Source organism: Streptomyces sp. PsTaAH-124 (assembly GCF_000373685.1).
Classification (GTDB): Bacteria; Actinomycetota; Actinomycetes; order Streptomycetales; family Streptomycetaceae; genus Streptomyces; species Streptomyces andamanensis.
The window spans coordinates 143,479-160,441 of sequence record NZ_KB892164.1 but is presented as its reverse complement, the minus strand read 5'-3'; the positions used below and the strand labels follow the sequence as shown (position 1 = coordinate 160,441).

Sequence of the window (16,963 nt, the reverse complement as noted above, 5' to 3'; positions counted from 1 at the left end):
ACGTAATGAGCGCCGCAGAGCACCGTCAAGAGCCGGGACCGAAAAATGGAATACCATTTTTCGCGGTGCCTGCCCCTGCCCTGGAGCGGTCCTGGCTGCGATCATGGGAGCGCCGCGTCAGCCGACGCCGCCCGGAGCCGCCCGCGCCCACCAGGAGTTCCCATGGCCCTCGACGTCGACGCGGTCCGCGCGCGGATCCCCGCCCTGAAGTCCGGCTCGGCGCGTTTCGACGCGCCCGGCGGCACCCAGACACCGCAGCCGGTCATCGACGCCGTCGCCGAGGCCCTGTCCCGTCCGCTGGCCAACCGGGGCCGCACCACCGAGGGCGAGCGCAACGCGGACGGCATCGTCGCGCGGGCGCGCGGCGCGCTGGCCGATCTGCTCGGCGCCGACCCGCGGGGCGTGGTCTTCGGCCGCAGCGCCACCCAGCTGACCTACGACCTGTCCCGCACGCTCGCCCGGACCTGGGGGCCGGGCGACGAGGTGGTGGTGACGCGCCTGGACCACGACTCCAACATCCGGCCCTGGATCCAGGCGGCCGAGGCGGCCGGGGCGGCGGTGCGGTGCGCGGACTTCGACGCGGACACCGGCGAACTGGACCCCGGGCGTGTGGCGGCGGTGCTCTCCCCGCGCACCCGTCTTGTCGCGCTCACCGCGGCGTCCAACCTCATCGGCACCCGCCCCGACGTCCCGGCCGTCGCCGCGCTGGCGCACGGGGCCGGGGCGCTGCTGCACGTGGACGCGGTGCACCACGCCGCGCACGCGGCGGTGGACCTCGCGGCGCTGGGCGCGGACACGCTGGTGTGCTCGCCGTACAAGTTCCTCGGGCCGCACCTGGGAGTGCTCGCGGCCCGGCCCGAGTTCCTGGAGGGGCTGCGGCCCGACAAGCTGCTGCCGTCCAGTGACGCCGTGCCCGAGCGCTTCGAACTGGGCACACTGCCCTATGAGTTGCTGGCCGGGGCCGCTGCCGCCGTGGACTTCCTCGCCGGTCTGGACGGCGCGGCGCGCGGCGGCCGCCGGGCGCGTCTGGCCGCCTCCTTCGCCGCGCTGGAGGCCCACGAGTCCGTGCTGCGGGAGCGGATCGAACGGGGGCTCGCGGACCTCGGCGGGATCACCGTCCACTCGCGCGCGGCGCACCGCACCCCGACGCTGCTGTTCACCGTGGCGGGCCTGCGCCCGGCCGAGGTCTCCGCGCATCTGGCCGGGCACGGCGTGGACGCGCCCGCCGGGTCCTTCTACGCGCTGGAGGCTTCGCGCCACCTCGGCCTGGGCGACGGGGGCGGCGTACGGGTGGGACTCGCGCCGTACAGCAACGCCGAGGACGTCGACCGGCTGCTGACTGCGCTGGCCCGCCTCCCCCGGTGACGGGCGGAGACGGGCCGGTGGCGCGGCGGGGACGGCGGGGTCAGGACGCGGTCGCGGACAGCAGTCCCGAGGTGTCGACGACCTGGCGCACCGCGCGGCCCGAGGCGAGTTCCTCCAGGGCCGTGTTGAGGCCGTCCAGCGGCAGGGTGCCGGTGTGCAGGTGCTCCACCGGCATCAGGCCGCTGCGCCACAGGCCGAGGAAGCGGGGGATGTCGCGGCGCGGCACCGCGTCGCCCATGTAGGAGCCGACGATGCTCTTGCCCTCGCCCGCGAAGGCCAGCGCGGGCACTTCGAGGGACCGGCCGGGCGCCGGGAGGCCGACCGGGACGACCGTGCCGCCGCGGCCCACCGCGTCCAGGCAGGCCGCCATCACCTGCGGGCTGCCGACCGCCTCGATGGCCACCTCCGCTCCCCCGCCGGTCAGGTCGCGCACCGCCTCCAGCGCCTCGTCGGGGGCGAAGGCGTGGGTGGCGCCGAGGCGGAGCGCGAGGTCGCGTTTGGCGGGCACCGGGTCGACGGCGACGATCGGGCCCGCGCCCGCGGCGCGGGCCCCGAGCACGGCCGACAGGCCGACCCCGCCGAGCCCGTACACCACGGCGGAGCGGCCGGGGCCCAGGCGTGCGGTGTTGATGGCGGCCCCGGCGCCGGTGAGGACGGCGCAGCCGAACAGCGAGGCCACGGCGAACGGCACGTCGGCGGGGATCGGGACCACCGACTCCTGGGCGACCACGGCGTGTTCGGCGAACGCGGAGACGCCGAGGTGGTGGTGGACCCGCTCGCCCGCGGCGTCGGTGAGCAGGGACGGGCCGTGCAGCAGGGCGCCGGAGCCGTTGGCGGCGGCGGCCCGGTCGCACAGGGCGGGCCGGCCCTCGGTGCACCGTGCGCAGTAGCCGCAGCTCGGCACGAAGACGAGCGCCACATGGTCGCCGGGGACGAGCCGGTCGACCCCGGGGCCGGTCTCCTCGACCACGCCGACCGCCTCGTGGCCCAGGGCCATGGGCAGCGGCCGGACCCGGTCGCCGTTGACGACGGACAGGTCCGAGTGGCACAGCGAGGCGGCGGCCGTGCGCACCCTGACCTCGCCCGCGCGCGGGGCGCCGAGGTCCAGTTCCTCGATCTCGAGGGGGCGGGTCCCGCCGTAGGGGCGGCGGCGGGAGACCTCGCGCAGGACGGCGGCGCGGGTCTTCACGCGCTCACCTCCGGGCGGGGCGCGCAGCGCAGCACGTCGCGGCTCTCCAGGAGCGGTACGACCTGGGCGAGGACGATGTCCTGGAAGTGCGCGGCGGCGCAGTGGGCGGTGAAGTCCGCCTCGGTGGCGTACTCCTCGTACAGGGCGATGGCGCGGGGGTCCTCGGTGCCCTGGTGGACGCGGTAGCCGAGGCAGCCGGGTTCGGCGCGGGAGGCCGCCGCCATACGGTCCAGGAGGCCGAGCACGGTGTCCTGGCGGCCGGGCAGGCAGCGGTAGCGGGCGATGACGGTGAAGCTCACGGTGGGACTACTCCTGGGGTGCGGGTGGGAGGTGGTCGCGGCGCAGATGCCACAGGCGGGGGTCGGAGGTGGCGGCGGCGACCGAGCCGAGGGAGAGGGCGAGGGCCACGTCCTCGGCGGTCTCGACGAAGCCGGCGGCGACGGACGGCGACAGGGCGCGCCGGGCCTCCTGGCTCATCCGGCCGGTGATCGGCGCGGGCATGATCTCGACCAGGTCGGGGCCGCCGTGCGCGACGGCGTCCAGGCTGCGGCGCAGGTTGGAGCGGTCGGTGACGAAGACCTTCATCATGGTCAGCAGCCCGAGCGGGCGGCCCTTCTCGATGAGGTTGAGCCGGGTGCTGACCACGCCGTGCGCGCCGAGTTCCTTGAGGAACTCCAGCGCGCCGCGGTCCTGGGCCAGTCCCGGGCTGCTGTCCACGTTGACGAACACGATCCGCTGGGCCCGCCCCAGCGCCCCCACGACCTTGGGCAGTTCGCCGACCGCGAAGGAGGCGAGGATGCACACCCTGACGGGGGCGGTCAGGAAGTCCCGCAGGGGTTTGCCGCCCACGACGGACGCGACGACGGGCACGTCGGCGAAGGCGCGGGCGAGGCGCGGGTCGAGGGCGGCGCTGGGCCGGGCGGCGGGGTTCATGGCGGTGGCCTGACTCCTGGGACGGGGTACGCGCGGGTCAGGAGAGGGGCGGCGTACCGAAGCGGCTGGAGAGTCCCAGCTTGCCAGGGTTGAGGATGCCTGCCGGGTCCAGGGCGGCCTTGACCGCGGTGAACGTGGCGAAGCCGGCGCCGAGGGAGTCCGCGACGTAGGGGCCGCGCAGCAGTCCGCAGCCGTGGTGGTGGCTGAGGGCGGCGCGGTGGGCGACGAGGACGGCGTTGGCGGCGTCCCACACCGCGCGGTACCAGGTGCGGCGGTCCTCGGGGGCCACCTCGCCGCGCAGCGAGAAGTAGACGCAGGCGCCGTCGGTGTAGGCGTGGGACTGGTGCGCGGAGACGGCGAGGGTGCCGGGCACCGCCTCGACGGCGGCCACCACCTCGTCGTAGACGGCGGGCAGGTCCTTCCAGGAGGCGGCCATCTCCAGGGTGTCGGCGACGAAGCCGGGGCCCGGGGTGAAGCCGTCGGAGGACTTGCCGACCAGCATCCGCTCGTCGAGCCAGCGGGCGAAGACGGCCTCGGAGTCGAGTTCGGGGCCGTGGGCGGAGCAGATCTCGGCGGCCACGTCCATCCCGGCGTCGACCACGGCCGGATCGCCCTCGTCGGCGATGAGCAGCAGGTTGGTGTCCGGCCGGCCGAAGTGGGTGCCGGACTCCAGCTTGTCGTACAGGCGCAGCACGGCCGGGGTGGCGCCGCGCTGGAGGATGGCGCGGCAGGCGTCCAGGCCCTCGGCGAAGGTGTCGAAGCCGTAGGCGAGGGCGCGGGCGTACTCGGGCAGCGGGTGGACGCGCAGCCGGGCGGCGACGATGACGCCGAGGGTGCCCTCGGAGCCGATGAACAGCTGGCGCAGATCGGGGCCGACGGCGGCGCGGGCGTAGTCGCCGTAGGTGGCGCGGGTGCCGTCGGCGTGGACGACGTCGACGCCGACGACCATGTCCTCGATCTTGCCGTAGCGGGTGGAGAGCTGTCCGGCGCCGCGGCAGGCGATCCAGCCGCCGACCGTGGACAGGGCGAACGCGGACGGCCAGTGGCCGGTGGTGACGCCGTACTCCTCCTGGAGCTGCTTCTCGAAGAGGTCGCCGAACATCCCGGCCTGTACGTCGACGACGTGGGAGGTGGCGTCGAAGCCGGTGATCCGGTCGAGGCCGCACAGGTCGAGGACGACGCCGCCGAAGACGGGCAGTGCGGCGCCGGTCACGTTGGAGCGGCCGGCGGAGGGGGTGACGGGGATCCCGGCGTCGTGGCAGATGCGCAGGACGGCGGCGACCTGGTCGGCGTCGGCGGCCTCCACGACGACCGCGTCCGGGGTGGCGGGGCGGCCCTCGGTCTCGCCGATCATGGATCCGGCCCACCAGTCGCGGGTGCGGGCGACCACCTCGGCGCGTTCGGTGTGGACGGCTCGGGCGGCGCCGCGCAGCGCCTCGACGACGCTGTCGGGGACCTGGACCGGGTCGGTCTGGAGGGCCGCAGGTCCGTCGCCGACCGGGGTGTTCCTGGCCCACTTGGCGGGGCTGGGCGCGCCGACCGTGTAGGTGCCGCGGTTGAACGGGTGGGTGATGGTCTGACGGCTGATCATGCTGCTGCCCCTTCGAGGAGGATGGACCGTTCGTGACGGACGGAGGAGAGGTAGTCGGCGACGGTGCGCTCGATCTGGGCCTGGCTGAACCCGAGTTCGGCGCCGAGGAGTTCACCGACGGCCTGGGCGGCACCGGCGGAGGCGTCGCGGGCGAACAGCCGGGCGCGGGTGCGCCGGGACAGGACGTCGTCGACGGAGCGGGCCATTTCGGCGCGGGCGGCGTAGACGACCTCGGCGCGGGTGTAGGGCAGTCCGGGGACGACCGGTTCGGCGAGGGTGGGGTCCTCCTGGACGAGATCGCCGACGAAGCGGGCCTCGGTGCCGTAGCGTTCGCCCAGGTGGGCGGCGAGTCCGCCGGAGGCGGCCACGGCCTCGGCGTCGTAGCCGGCGCCGCCGAGCAGCGGCAGCCGGGCGGTGCGGCTGCGGGCGCTGCGGCCGAGGACGGTCATCACCTTGTCGATGACGAGTTCGCCCATGTGGCGGCTGGTGGTGAGCTTGCCGCCGGTGACGGTGACCATGCCGGTGCGGCCGATCGTGATGTGGTGGTCGCGCCGCATGTCGAGGGTGGCGCCCTCCTTGCCGCCGACCAGCGGGCGCAGTCCGCCGATGGAGCCGACCACGTCGTCCGGGGTGAGCTTGCCCTCGAAGGCGGTGTTGGCCCCTTCGAGCAGGAACTCCATCTCCTGGCGGGTGCAGTGCACGTCGTCCGGGGAGCCCTGGTAGTCCTCGTCGGTGGTGCCGAGGACGACGGTGTTGCCCCAGCGGGTGCAGGTGGCGCGGCGGGCACGGCCCGGGATGGGCACGGTGACCGTGCAGTTGATGCGCACCTTGTCCCAGGGGACGACGATGTGGACGCCCTTGGCGGGCCGCACCTGCGGGGCGTGTCCCGCGTCGGCCTGCGCGTCGAGTTCGTCGGTCCACACTCCGGTGGCGTTGACGACGGCGTGCGCGCGTATCTCGAAGGTGTCGCCGTCGGCGGTGACCTTCGCCCCGGCGACCCGGCCGCCGCTCATCAGCAGTCCGTCGGCGCGGACGCCGTTGAGGACGGTGGCGCCGAGCGCCGCCGCGGTGCGGGCGACGGTCAGCACCAGGCGGGCGTCGTCGGTGCGGGCGTCGAAGTACAGCAGGCCGCCCTTGAGGTTCTCGGCGCGCAGGGTGGGGGCCTGGGCGAGCACCTCGGGCACGGTGAGCCGCTGGTGCAGCTTGCCGATGCGCCAGCCGCCGACCAGGTCGTAGGTCCACAGCAGGCCCTCGAAGCCCTTGGCGAGGCGGGCGTCGAAGACGCCTTCCTTCTCCAGGACCGGGAAGAGGAACGGCAGCCGGTGCACCAGGTGCGGGGCGTTCCGGCGGAAGCGGTGGCGTTCGAGGAGGGAGTGGCGGACCAGGTTGACGTTGCCCTGCTCGATGTAGCGCAGACCGCCGTGGACCATCTTCGAGGACTTCGAGGAGGTGCCGGAGGCGAAGTCGTCCTTCTCGATCAGCGCAGTGCGCAGCCCCCGGGAGGCCGCGTCCAGGGCGGCGTAGGCACCGGTGATGCCGCCGCCGACGACGAGGACGTCGTAGGTGTCGTCGGCCAGCCTGCGCCTGGCCGCCGCGCGGTCGAGCAGCAGCGGGGCTCGACGGGTCGCCGCGGCGGAGCGCCGCGGCTTCCGGGCGGGCATGGTGATCACAACATCAACTCCTGGGTGGTTCGGTGCGCGGTCCTCGGGCGGTCCGCGCGTGACGGCACGGGGGTGCCGTCAGTGGGGGGTCGGTTCGGGTGTGTCGAGGTGGTGGTCGAGCAGTGCGCGCCAGTCGGCGCGGCGTGCGGCGCGGCCCGCGGTGTCCAGCGCGGGTTCGAAGGTCCGGCCGCGCGGCTGGGCCTCGACGACCTCTTCCAGGGAGGTCCACAGGCCCTGGGCGACGCCCGCGAGGTAGGCGGTGCCGCGCAGGCTGGCGGTGGCGGAGTCGGCGACGCGTTCGACGGCCAGCCCGGTCAGGTCGGCCTGGGTCTGCATCAGCGGGTCGCTGCCGGAGACGCCGCCGCCGACGCGCAGCCGGCTGAGCGGGGCGCCCAGGGTGCCGGCGACGCCGTCGACGAGGTCGCACACGGAGTGCGCGATGCCGTCGAGGACGGCGCGGGCCAGGTCGTCGCGGGTGGTGGCCAGGGTCAGTCCGGTGAGGGCCGCGGTGGCGCCCGGCCGCCACAGGGGCGTACGGACCCCGGCGAAGGCGGGCAGGAAGCGGGGACCGGCGTCCGGCCGGGCGGTGGCGCGGACGGCGGCCTCGCCCAGTTCGCGGGGCGAGTCGAACAGGCGCAGGTCCTCGCAGAGCCAGCGCAGTGCGGAGCCGACCGTGGAGGTGTACGCCTCCAGGCTGTAGTGGGTGGTGCCGCCCTGGCGGCGGCCGGGCTGGGCGACGACCCCGGCGATGCCGGGGCGGGGCAGGGCGGGCACGGTGCCGGTGGCGGCGTCGACGAAGGCGCCGGTGCCGAACATGCCCATGGCCTGTCCGGTGGCCAGGCCGCCCAGGGCGACGAGCGCGGCGTGCTGGTCGCCCATGGAGGCGGCCACCGGCACCCGTACGCCGAGCACCGAGGGATCGGTCTCGCCGAACACGGCGTCGTCGGCGAGCAGGCCGGGCAGCAGGTCGAGGGGGAAGCCGAGCGCGTCGATCCACTCCTCGTCCCAGGCGTGCGCGGTGAGCAGATAGCCGCCGGTGGAGGCGGCGTTGGTCGGGGTGGTGGCGTGCACGGCGCCGCCGGTGAGGTGCCACATCAGCCAGGTGTCCACGGTGCCGAACCGCAGGCGCCCGGCGCGGTGGGCGGCGGCCACCTCCGGGTGGCGGGCGAGCTGCCGGGCGGCCCACAGGAACGGGGAGCGGGAGCCCACCGGGCGCCCCTGGCGTGCCGTCAGCACGCTGTCCCAGCGGGCTTCGAGACCGGCCAGCTCGGTGGCGTGGCGGCGGTCCTGCCAGACCACGGCGGGCAGCAACGGCAGTCCGGTGGCGCTGTCCCACAGCATCGCCGTGGCGCGCTGGGTGCTGAGCGCGACGGCGGTGACGGTGATGCCGTCGCGGCGGGCGAGGGCGACCGCTTCGCGTGCCACGTCGACCGTGGCGGTCCAGATCTCCACCGGGTCCTGTTCCACGCAGAGGTCGTCGGGGTGGTCGACCTCGATCGCGCGGTAGCGGACCTCGTGGGCGGAGCCGTCCTCCAGGACGAGTCCGGCCCGGGTGCCGGTGGTGCCCTCGTCGAGGGCCAGCACGGCGCGGCCCGTGCGGGCGCGGTGCGGTGACGTCTGCATCTGTGCGGCTCTTTCCTCGTGCTGCGTACGGCTGCGTACGGCTGCGTACGGGCCTGCTGCGGCGGCGCCGGCGGTCCGGCCGTCCTGCCGGACCCGCCGGTCAGCCGGTGGCGGCGGTGGCCTCGGGGGTCGCGGCGGCGGGGGCACCCGGGTCCGCGTCCGGGTCGGCGGCGGATCCGGCGGACTTGATCGGGTCCCACTTGATCATCAGACAGGTGATCAGACCGAGCAACGGCACCGCGGACAGCACGAGGAAGGTGTGTCCGAGGCCCAGGGCGTCCTTGATCTGCGGGAAGACATACAGTCCGACGACGCTGCCGAAGCTGCCGACCATGCCGGTGACGCCGGTGCCCAGGGCCCGTACGTCGCTGCTGTAGGAGAGGGCGGCGATCGACTTGCCGTTGGCGCCGGGGCCCGCCGAGTGGGTCAGGATGAAGAGCACCGGCAGCAGGAACGCCACGGCGGTGGGCACCTTGTTGAAGGTGAGCCCCATCAGCACCAGCGCCACGAAGACCCCGGCGAAACCGGCGGCCGAGCTGAGCCGCAGCCCGAGCCTGCGCCCGCAGTAGGCGGAGGCCAGCCCGCCGATGATGCCGAAGGCGTTGAAGACCATCGATCCCACCGTGGCCTTCTCGAAGCTCTCGCCGAAGATCGCGAGGCTGATCAGGGGCAGGTACCAGCCGACGGCGAAGTACTGCATGGACTGGCCGAGGGAGATCACCGAGGAGAGCACGGTGCGCGGCAGATAGGCGCCCCTGAAGAGCACGCCCGCCTGGCGCATCCCGACGTCGCCGTGGCGTTCGGCGGCGCGCGCGGAGGCGGCGGGAGTACCGGCCTCGGCCTTGATGCCGTAGATGCGGTCGAGGCTGCGCACGGCGTCCGCGAGACGTCCCTTCCCGGCGAGCCAGGCGGGGCTCTCGGAGAGCATGACGGCCTGGGCGGCGAGCAGCGCGAGGGCGACCGCGCCGGCCGAGCCGACCGACCAGCGCCAGATGTCGGAGCCGACGTCGAGGTGGAAGAAGACCAGGGCGAGCGCGAGGTTGCTGGTGCTGGCGACGTACCAGACGGCCTGCCACAGGTTGAGCCGGCCGCTGAGCTTCTTCGGGGTGTACTCGGCGAGCAGGGCCATGGCGACGGCGAAGTCGATGCCGTAGGCGACGCCGACCAGGACCCGGCCGAGCCAGACGGTGGTGAAGCCGCCGGCGAACGCCGCCAGCAGGGCTCCGGCCAGCGCGAACACCTTCGCCAGCAGCAGCGGGGGGACCCGGCCGATACGGGTGGCGAGCCAGCCGCCGAGCGGGTTGAAGACGATCGCCAGCGCGGGCGCGGTGGCGGTGAGCACCGAGACCTGGGTGCTGCTCAGCTCCATCTGCGCGGTCATCGGTCCGAGGCCCGCGCTCAACGCCGCGTTGGAGTAGGCGTCGAGGAACAGTCCGCCGAAGACCAGGTACCAGATGACCCTCGCCCGTCCGGAAATTCTTCCCAGCCCGTCGATGAGGGCCACGACGTCGGCGACGCCGTTGACGCCTGGACGCTGTGCCATGAGTCCGCCTTAGGGGAAGACCTGCCGGCGGCACGCGGGCACGAAAAAACAGGCACGACGACGCCACCGACAGGTGGTCTTTGTCTGTGCCTGCCCAAGCTCCGCGGAAAGTCCGGCGGAAGCTGGGATGACGTTAAGGACAAGTAACCGGCGCCGTCAAGAGTCCGCGGCGGGCGGGATCAGGCATCGCCCGTGGCCCGAATTTGCACGGCGTGCATTTTTGCATACCATGCATGTCGTGGGGGAGGTCATGGTGGAGAAGGCGGCAGCGGAGAGCGCGCGGGCCCGGGGCGGGCTGCGGGAGCGCAAGAAGCGGGCGACGCGCGCCGCTCTCGCCGAGGCCGCGCTGCGGCTGGCCGCCGAGCAGGGCGTGGACCAGGTCACCGTGGAGGCCATCAGCGCCGCCGCCGGTGTCTCGGTGCGTACGTTCTTCAACTACTTCGAGTCACGGGACGACGCCTTCCTGCTCCTGGACGCGGACGCCGCCGCCCGTGCCCGGCAGGCGGTGCTCGACGCGGACACCGCGCTCTCCCCGCTGGAGGCCGTGCGCGACGCGGTGGCGGCCGAGCTGGTCGGGGTCGAGCAGAGCCACGAACTGTGGACGCTGCACGCCGACGTCCTGCACGCCGCGCCGCATCTGCTGGTGCGCGCCCTGGGCGCCCACATGGCCGACGAGACCCGGCTGGCCGAGACCATCGCCGAACGCCTGGCCCCCGCCGCCGGGACCGGCGCCGGACCCGGCGCGGACTCCCCCGGCCCGGCCGCCGGAGAGCGGGCGGACGCGGCCCGGCCGCTCGACCTGTACCCGCGGCTGGTGGCGGCGATCGCGAGCACCGCCGTGCGGGTCAGTGTGGAGCACTGGCGTTCCCGCCGGCAGGAGGCCGCCTTCGCCGACGTCTTCCGCGAGGTCTTCGAACTGCTCGCCGCCGGGCTGCCCACACCGCCCCGCCCGTAGCGCCCGCGCCTTCCCCCTCCGTACCCGCATCACCCGTTCGACCATGCCGAAAGAGCTGACGTGACCACACCCCAGGCGTCCGAGCAGGCGCCTCCCACCGCCATGACCAACCGGCAGATACTCCAGGCCATGTCGGGCCTGATGGCCGGGATGTTCGTGGCGATCCTCGCGGGCACCGTGGTGTCCAACGCACTGCCCACGATCATCGCCGACCTCGGCGCCAGCCAGTCCGCCTACACCTGGGTCGTCACCGCGGAACTCCTGTCCATGACCGCGACGGTGCCGCTGTGGGGCAAGCTGTCGGACCTGTACAACAAGAAGCTGCTGCTCCAGCTCTCGCTCGGCATGTTCGTCGTCGGGTCGCTGCTGGCGGGCTTCTCGCACGGCGTGGGCCTGCTGATCTTCAGCCGGGTGGTGCAGGGCATCGGCGCCGGCGGCCTGACCGCGCTGGCCCAGGTCGTCATGGCCTCCGTCATCCCGCCGCGCAGGCTCGGCAAGTACGCCGGCATGTTCGGCGCCGTGTTCGCCGTGGGCACGGTGGCCGGACCGCTGGTCGGCGGTGTCCTCGTCGACACCTCGTGGCTGGGCTGGCGCTGGTGCTTCTTCATCGGGGTGCCGTTCGCGCTGCTCGCCATCGTGCTGCTCCAGCGCACGCTGACCCTGCCCACGGTCCGCCGCGAGGTGCGCATCGACTTCCTCGGCGCCTTCCTCATCGTCGGCGGCGTCTGCGCGCTGCTCATCTGGGTGTCCCTGGCCGGCAACCGGTTCGACTGGGCATCCTGGCAGACGGCCGCGCTCACCGGCGGCGGCGTGCTGCTGCTGGTCGCCGCGGTCTTCGTGGAGGCGCGCACGGCCGAGCCCGTCATCCCGCTCGGTATCTTCCGCAACCGGACGGTGACGCTCACGACGGTCGCGAGCCTCTTCGTCGGTGTCGCCATGTTCGGCGGCACGGTCTTCCTCTCGCAGTACTTCCAGGTGTCGCTGGGCAAGTCGCCCACGGTCGCCGGTCTGATGAGCCTGCCCCTGATCCTCGGCCTGCTGGTGTCGTCCACCGTGGCGGGCCAGGTGATCAGCAGGACGGGCCGGTGGAAGCGGTACCTGGTGGCGGGCGGCGTCACGATGACCGTGGGTCTCGCCCTGCTGTCCACCATCGACGCCGACACGCCTTTCGCGCTGCTCAGCCTCTACATGGCGGTCCTCGGCGTCGGCGTCGGCCTGCTGATGCAGAACCTGGTGCTGGCGGCGCAGAACGACGTCCCCGCCACCGAACTCGGCGCGGCCACCTCCGTGCTGTCCTTCTTCCGCAGCATGGGCGGCACGGTCGGCACCAGCGTCCTCGGCGCGATCCTCGCGCACCGCGTCACCACCGAGCTGGCCAAGGGCCTGAAGGCGGCCGGTGTCACGGCCCCCGGCGGGCAGGGCGAGGGCGGCGGGGGCGGGGTCCCGGACATGAAGTCCCTGCCCGCTCCGATGCGTTCCCTCGTCGAGCACGCCTACGGGGTGGCCACCGCCGACCTGTTCCTGGTCGCCGCGCCCTGCGCGCTGCTGGCGCTGGTCACCGTGGTGTTCATCAAGGAGAAGCCGCTGAAGACCACCAGCGGCATGGAGCGCCTGGCCGAGGAGTCCGCCGCCGAGCCGGGCGAGCCCGCGCAGGCCCCGGTCGCCTGACCTCGCGAGCGCCCAGGCGGAAGGGGGCGGTGCCGTGCGCACCGCCCCCTTCCGCGTACGGACCCGTGCCGCGCGCCGTTCTCAGCCCTCAGCCCTCAGCCCTCAGCAGGGGACGCGGAACCCGTGCTCCGTGCCGTCCGCGCGGGCGAGCTGCGCCGCCTCGGCGCGCGAAGCGGCCGCGGTGCCGTCGGCGCGCCGTGCGGCGCGGGGCGGGGCGACCTCGCCCACCCGGGCAGCGGCGGCGGACGCGTTCTTGACGGTCACCCGGTCCAGGGCGGCCGGGGCGAGCACCTCGCGGCTGCGGACGTACGCCACGAAGCTCTCGAAGTCCCGTGTGTGGCGCACCGGTTCGGTGAAGCCGGCGAAGGCGGTGAACCCGTCGGCGCCCAGCAGGGTGTAGGCGGTCGCCGCCAGCCGGTAGCGTCGGCCGAGGTCCAGCGGGCGCCCGTCGACCAGGACGTCGGCCGGGTCGACGCGGTCACCGGCCGGACCGGCCGCGTCGAAGGCACAGCGCACGTTGTGCGAGACGGCCAGCGGCGCGAAGCGCAGGGTGCCGTCGGGCGCCTCGGTCCACTGCTGCTCCAGCGCGTCGTGGAGCTGGGCGCCGGTGACGGTGACGGTGAGGACCGGGTCGCCGTAGCCGAGGCTCTGCCAGGCCTGGCCGAGGGTGACGGTCCCGCCGGACGCGGTGTCCCGCACGAGGTCCCTGGCCAGGATGCTCTGCCCGGTCTGCGGCGCGGCCACGATCAGGGCGAGTTCGGCCGGGGTGTTCGGGTGGGCGTTGCCGTCGTTCATCGGGCCGAGCGGCTGCCGCCCGGCCCACAGCGCCCAGTCGGCGGCCAGATCACCCATGGTGCTCTCGCCGCTGCCGTCCCGTGCCCGGGTGAAGGAGGCGGTCTGCCGGCCGATGGGCGTACGGGCGCGCCGCGCGGCGTAGCCCTCCCAGTAGTCGGCGATCTGCTGCACCTCGGGGTCCGGGGCGATGTCACGGGTGTTGGGGTGGTTGACCGAGGTGGTCAGGGCGCGGACGACCTTGCCGGTGCGCGGGTCGAGGCGCAGGCTGATCTCGTTGATCAGCTGGCCGTGGCAGCCCGCCTCGACGAAGGGCCGGGGGACGCCGTCCGGGTCCGGGACCATCATGGTGAAGCGGCAGTGCCAGTGGCCGGTGACGATGGCATCGATGTCCGGGGAGACCCTGAGCGCCAGGTCGTAGGCGGGGCCCGAGGGGTTGCTCCCGGTGGTGAAGTCGCTCCCGGCGACCGCGCCGTCGTGCATGCTCAGCACGATCGCGTTGACGCCGCGCGCCTTCAGCTCGGCGGCGCGGCGGTCGACGGTGGTGATCTCGTCCAGCGAGGACAGCGCGGGCTGGTAGGAGGTGGGTCCGGTGTCGGTGCCCACGGCCGTCAGATGGATGAACCCGATGGGCAGTCTGCGTCCCCGTCCGGCGTCCACCCATTCGATGTTGTACGGCGGCAGCACGGTGCGGCCGGTGCGCGTCCAGACCATGTTGGCGCTGTAGTAGCGGAAGTCGGCGCCGCGGAAGCGCCGGCCGGTGGAGTCGGGGAAGGCGTCGTCCACGCCGATCCGCGGGAAGGGCACGCCGTCCTGCATGTGCGCGTTCAGGAAGGCCGGTGACTTGTCGAACTCGTGGTTCCCGGCGGTCGCGAAGTCCAGTCCGAGCCGGTTCAGCGCCTCGATGGTGGGCTCGTCGGCGAGGCTCTCGGCATCGAACTCCCAGCCGGAGAAGAGGTCTCCGGGCGCGAAGAAGAGCGAGTTGCGGCGGCCGTCGCGCAGCCGCTCCAGATGCGCGGCCAGATAGCCGACCCCGCCCACGGTGTACTGCTTCCCGGCGGCGCCGGTGACGACGGCGGTGCTGCCCGGCGCCGCCTGCAAGTAGCCGTGCAGATCGGTGATGTTGAGCAGTTGTACGTCCACCAGGTCGTGCGCGGTGCCCGCGTCCCGGGCGTCGTCGGTGGCGTAGGCGGGTGTGCCGACCGCGGCGGCGGTGACCGCACCGCCCGCCGCGGTCAGGAAGGTGCGCCGTCCGAGCTCTCGTGCCATCTGGCCCTCCGGGTCATGGGAGCGACCACGGGAGTCAACCGGCCCTCCGGGGCCCCGCGGCCACCGTCGGGCGGACCGCACATGAACAGTGGGCGGACGGGACGGGTGAACCGCGGTCGGACGAAGCGTGCTGGTGCTACTTCCTTACCCACCGGCGCAGTTGGACGCTCCAGACGACGGCGGCGGCCAGGGCGACGGCCACGACCGCGACGGACATGCCGGCCCGGACGCCGAGACGCACGGTGAGCGCGCTCGCCACCAGCGCGCCCAGCGGCACGCCCAGGCCGGAGGAGAGCATGCGCCGGGTGGTGTTGACGCGGCCCTGGAGTGCGTCCGGGGTCACTTCCTGCGAGTACGTCATGGTGTTGACGAGGACGACGAGGTAGGCCGAGCCCCACGCGGCCAGCGCGAGCGCGGCGAGCCGCCAGTCCGGGGCGCGGACGACGGCGAGGCCGAGCAGCGCCCCCGCCGGGAGCACCCCGAGCAGCAGCGGGAAGGCCGCGAAGCGGCGGCGCAGCCGGGGCAGCAGCAGGGACCCGCCGATGCCTCCGGCGCTCCACGCCATGTACAGCAGCCCGATCCGCCCGTCGGACCCGTGGATGCCCAGTCCCCGGTCGGCGAAGACGACGAGCTGGCCGACGATCGCCCCGCCGGAGAACGACTGGAGGGTGCCGACCACGGTCATGACGCGCAGGGTGGGATGCCGGCGCAGGAAGCGCAGCCCCTCCCGGACGGACTCGGCGAACGCCGGGCGCGGCGGCGGCGCGGCGGTGCCGTGCGCCGCCGCGGTGCCGACGGTGCTGTCGGTGCCATCGGTGCTGTCGGTGCCGCGAGGGCCGTAGGCGCCGCGGGAGACGGCCCGGACGAGCAGCGCGGACACGGCGTACGACACGGCGTCCAGCGCGAGTGTCCCGGCCGGCCGGAACACCAGGATCAGGCCGCCCGCCAGCGCGTTCCCGGCGATCCGTACCACGGTCTCCGTGCCCTGGAGGGAGCTGTTGGCGGCCGCCAGTCGCTCCTTGCCGACGATGTCCGGGACGACTCCGTAGACACCGGCGTCGAAGAAGAGGCCGAGCCCGGCCGACGCGAACGCGACGACGAGCAGGTGGCCGCCGGTCAGCACGCCGAGGGCCGAGGCGAGGGGCACGGAGGCGAGGCAGGCCGCGTTGAGCCAGTCGCTGACGATCATCAGGCGGCGCCGGTCCGTCCGGTCCGCCACCGCGCCCGCGATCAGTCCGAAGACCACGTAGGGCAGGGTCCCGCAGGCCGCGACCAGGGACACCATCAGCGGCGAGTGCGTCTGCCGGTAGGCCAGCACGGGGAGCGCCACGGCGGTGACAGCGGAGCCGAGCCCGGAGGCGGCACGCGACATCCAGAAGTGGCGGAAGCCGGGGACACGGCGCAGGGGCACGCTCTCTTTCAGGGCAACGCCTTCGCTGGTCAAGGCAGTTGGCGGTTCCGGCGGGCGCTGGGGCGAGGACGTCACAGGGGCTCCCTAGGGGATGGGTGAGCCGCGGCCGGGCCGCGGCGGACAGGTGGTCGCCCGGCGGCGCCGTGGCGGCGTCACCGGGGAGGGGAAAAACAGCGAAACCCCACTGGCGGGAGCCAGCGGGGTGTGTCGTGCGGGTGTGCCCTACAGATGTGCTGTGCGGGTGGTCGGCCGTGACCGCCGGTCCGCTGCGGGGAGGCCGGTCGCCGTCGCGTACGCCCGCTGGTCCGTACGCCCGCAGGTCCGTGGGCGCGCTCAGAAGGGCGCCGGATCATCGGTTTTGGGGCGGCGGGATCCGCGACAGCTCGGTCGTACGGAGCCGGGGACGTCGAGGTGTCCCGGGGAATCGGACGAAGAATAGCAGGTGCGGGGCGACGGAAGGAGGACGGCCCGCGACGGGCGCCACGCCGTCAGCGGCGTGTGCGGTGGCGGGTGCCGGGGCGGTCCAGGGCGGTGTTCGCGACGGGTTCGGCCTCCCGGCGGGCCTCCCCCGCCGTGTCCAGGGCTTCCGCGTACCGCCGCAGGGCGCTCAGCAGCCGGGCCCGGTGGAGGCGCGGCAGCCAGGCTCGCGTCGCCGGATCGCCGGTGACGTCGGCCGGTTCGGCGCGCGGCGCGGACTCGTCCGGCACCTGTGGGGCCCGGCCGCGCAGGTGGAACGGCGCGGCCTTCGGCAGGCCGTCCCAGGTCCCGCCGCGACGGGGACCGGACCGTCCCGGCCTTCGCGGCACGGCGGCGCGGGCGGGCCGCCTCGCGCCAGGGCCGGAGGGCGGTCGCCGCGGCGCTCTCCCACCGGCCCGCCGCCACCTGCAACCAGGCTTCCTCCGGCTTGAGCCGGGCGACCGCCGCTTCGTCCCGGCCGGTCGCCACCGCGGCTCGGGCTCCGTC

At 74.2% G+C, this 16,963-nt stretch carries 13 protein-coding genes; 3 read left to right on the top strand and 10 right to left on the bottom strand.

From position 1 onward, the window contains the following. Positions 1-162: 162 nt before the first annotated feature. Positions 163-1,365, top strand: a complete 1,203-nt coding sequence (locus tag B086_RS0111530; protein WP_018566564.1) for a cysteine desulfurase-like protein — start codon at positions 163-165, stop codon at positions 1,363-1,365. Positions 1,366-1,405: 40 nt separating this feature from the next. Here the strand turns inward: B086_RS0111530 and B086_RS0111525 are convergent, their stop codons facing one another. From B086_RS0111525 to B086_RS0111495, 7 genes are all read right to left on the bottom strand, one after another. Then, positions 1,406-2,554 (bottom strand): zinc-binding dehydrogenase, encoded by a 1,149-nt coding sequence (locus B086_RS0111525; protein ID WP_018566563.1) that lies wholly within the window; start codon positions 2,552-2,554, stop codon positions 1,406-1,408. Continuing rightward, on the bottom strand, positions 2,551-2,853 hold the full coding sequence (locus B086_RS0111520; protein WP_018566562.1) for a putative quinol monooxygenase: 303 nt from the start codon (positions 2,851-2,853) through the stop codon (positions 2,551-2,553). The genes B086_RS0111525 and B086_RS0111520 overlap by 4 nt, the downstream gene beginning before the upstream one ends. Positions 2,854-2,860: 7 nt before the next feature. Then, on the bottom strand, positions 2,861-3,487 hold the full coding sequence (locus B086_RS0111515; protein WP_018566561.1) for a glycerol-3-phosphate responsive antiterminator: 627 nt from the start codon (positions 3,485-3,487) through the stop codon (positions 2,861-2,863). A gap of 37 nt (positions 3,488-3,524) precedes the next feature. Beyond that, complete coding sequence (locus B086_RS0111510; RefSeq protein ID WP_018566560.1) at positions 3,525-5,078, bottom strand: FAD-binding oxidoreductase; 1,554 nt, start codon at positions 5,076-5,078, stop codon at positions 3,525-3,527. Further along, the gene (locus B086_RS0111505; RefSeq protein WP_018566559.1) at positions 5,075-6,748 is read right to left on the bottom strand and encodes a glycerol-3-phosphate dehydrogenase/oxidase; all 1,674 of its coding nucleotides are present in this window, start codon (positions 6,746-6,748) and stop codon (positions 5,075-5,077) included. The genes B086_RS0111510 and B086_RS0111505 overlap by 4 nt, the downstream gene beginning before the upstream one ends. A 69-nt stretch (positions 6,749-6,817) precedes the next feature. Beyond that, positions 6,818-8,362, bottom strand: a complete 1,545-nt coding sequence (locus B086_RS0111500) for an FGGY family carbohydrate kinase (protein ID WP_018566558.1) — start codon at positions 8,360-8,362, stop codon at positions 6,818-6,820. Between the two features lie 100 nt (positions 8,363-8,462). Then, positions 8,463-9,905: an MFS transporter gene (locus B086_RS0111495; protein ID WP_018566557.1), complete on the bottom strand. Its 1,443-nt coding sequence runs from the start codon at positions 9,903-9,905 to the stop codon at positions 8,463-8,465. A 229-nt stretch (positions 9,906-10,134) separates the two neighbouring features. Between B086_RS0111495 and B086_RS0111490 the strand changes: the two genes are divergently transcribed. After that, on the top strand, positions 10,135-10,860 hold the full coding sequence (locus tag B086_RS0111490; protein WP_037873282.1) for a TetR family transcriptional regulator: 726 nt from the start codon (positions 10,135-10,137) through the stop codon (positions 10,858-10,860). 102 nt (positions 10,861-10,962) lie between these two features. Next, positions 10,963-12,528 (top strand): MDR family MFS transporter, encoded by a 1,566-nt coding sequence (locus B086_RS39780; protein ID WP_086024204.1) that lies wholly within the window; start codon positions 10,963-10,965, stop codon positions 12,526-12,528. 102 nt (positions 12,529-12,630) lie between these two features. Here B086_RS39780 and B086_RS0111480 read toward each other — a convergent pair whose 3' ends face one another. The 3 genes from B086_RS0111480 to B086_RS0111470 form a co-directional block, all read right to left on the bottom strand. Continuing rightward, the gene (locus B086_RS0111480) at positions 12,631-14,589 is read right to left on the bottom strand and encodes a bifunctional metallophosphatase/5'-nucleotidase (protein ID WP_018566554.1); all 1,959 of its coding nucleotides are present in this window, start codon (positions 14,587-14,589) and stop codon (positions 12,631-12,633) included. A 136-nt stretch (positions 14,590-14,725) separates the two neighbouring features. Then, positions 14,726-16,000, bottom strand: a complete 1,275-nt coding sequence (locus B086_RS0111475; RefSeq protein WP_018566553.1) for an MFS transporter — start codon at positions 15,998-16,000, stop codon at positions 14,726-14,728. 488 nt (positions 16,001-16,488) lie between these two features. Then, on the bottom strand, positions 16,489-16,707 hold the full coding sequence (locus B086_RS0111470) for a hypothetical protein (protein WP_026252321.1): 219 nt from the start codon (positions 16,705-16,707) through the stop codon (positions 16,489-16,491). Positions 16,708-16,963: the final 256 nt, after the last annotated feature.

Coding starts and splice junctions, on each gene's coding strand:
- B086_RS0111530 (WP_018566564.1), top strand. CDS start 163: ATGGCCCTCGACGTCGACGCGGTCCGCGCGCGGATCCCCGCCCTGAAG.
- B086_RS0111515 (WP_018566561.1), bottom strand. CDS start 3,487: ATGAACCCCGCCGCCCGGCCCAGCGCCGCCCTCGACCCGCGCCTCGCC.
- B086_RS0111510 (WP_018566560.1), bottom strand. CDS start 5,078: ATGATCAGCCGTCAGACCATCACCCACCCGTTCAACCGCGGCACCTAC.
- B086_RS0111500 (WP_018566558.1), bottom strand. CDS start 8,362: ATGCAGACGTCACCGCACCGCGCCCGCACGGGCCGCGCCGTGCTGGCC.
- B086_RS0111495 (WP_018566557.1), bottom strand. CDS start 9,905: ATGGCACAGCGTCCAGGCGTCAACGGCGTCGCCGACGTCGTGGCCCTC.
- B086_RS0111490 (WP_037873282.1), top strand. CDS start 10,135: ATGCATGTCGTGGGGGAGGTCATGGTGGAGAAGGCGGCAGCGGAGAGC.
- B086_RS39780 (WP_086024204.1), top strand. CDS start 10,963: ATGACCAACCGGCAGATACTCCAGGCCATGTCGGGCCTGATGGCCGGG.
- B086_RS0111480 (WP_018566554.1), bottom strand. CDS start 14,589: ATGGCACGAGAGCTCGGACGGCGCACCTTCCTGACCGCGGCGGGCGGT.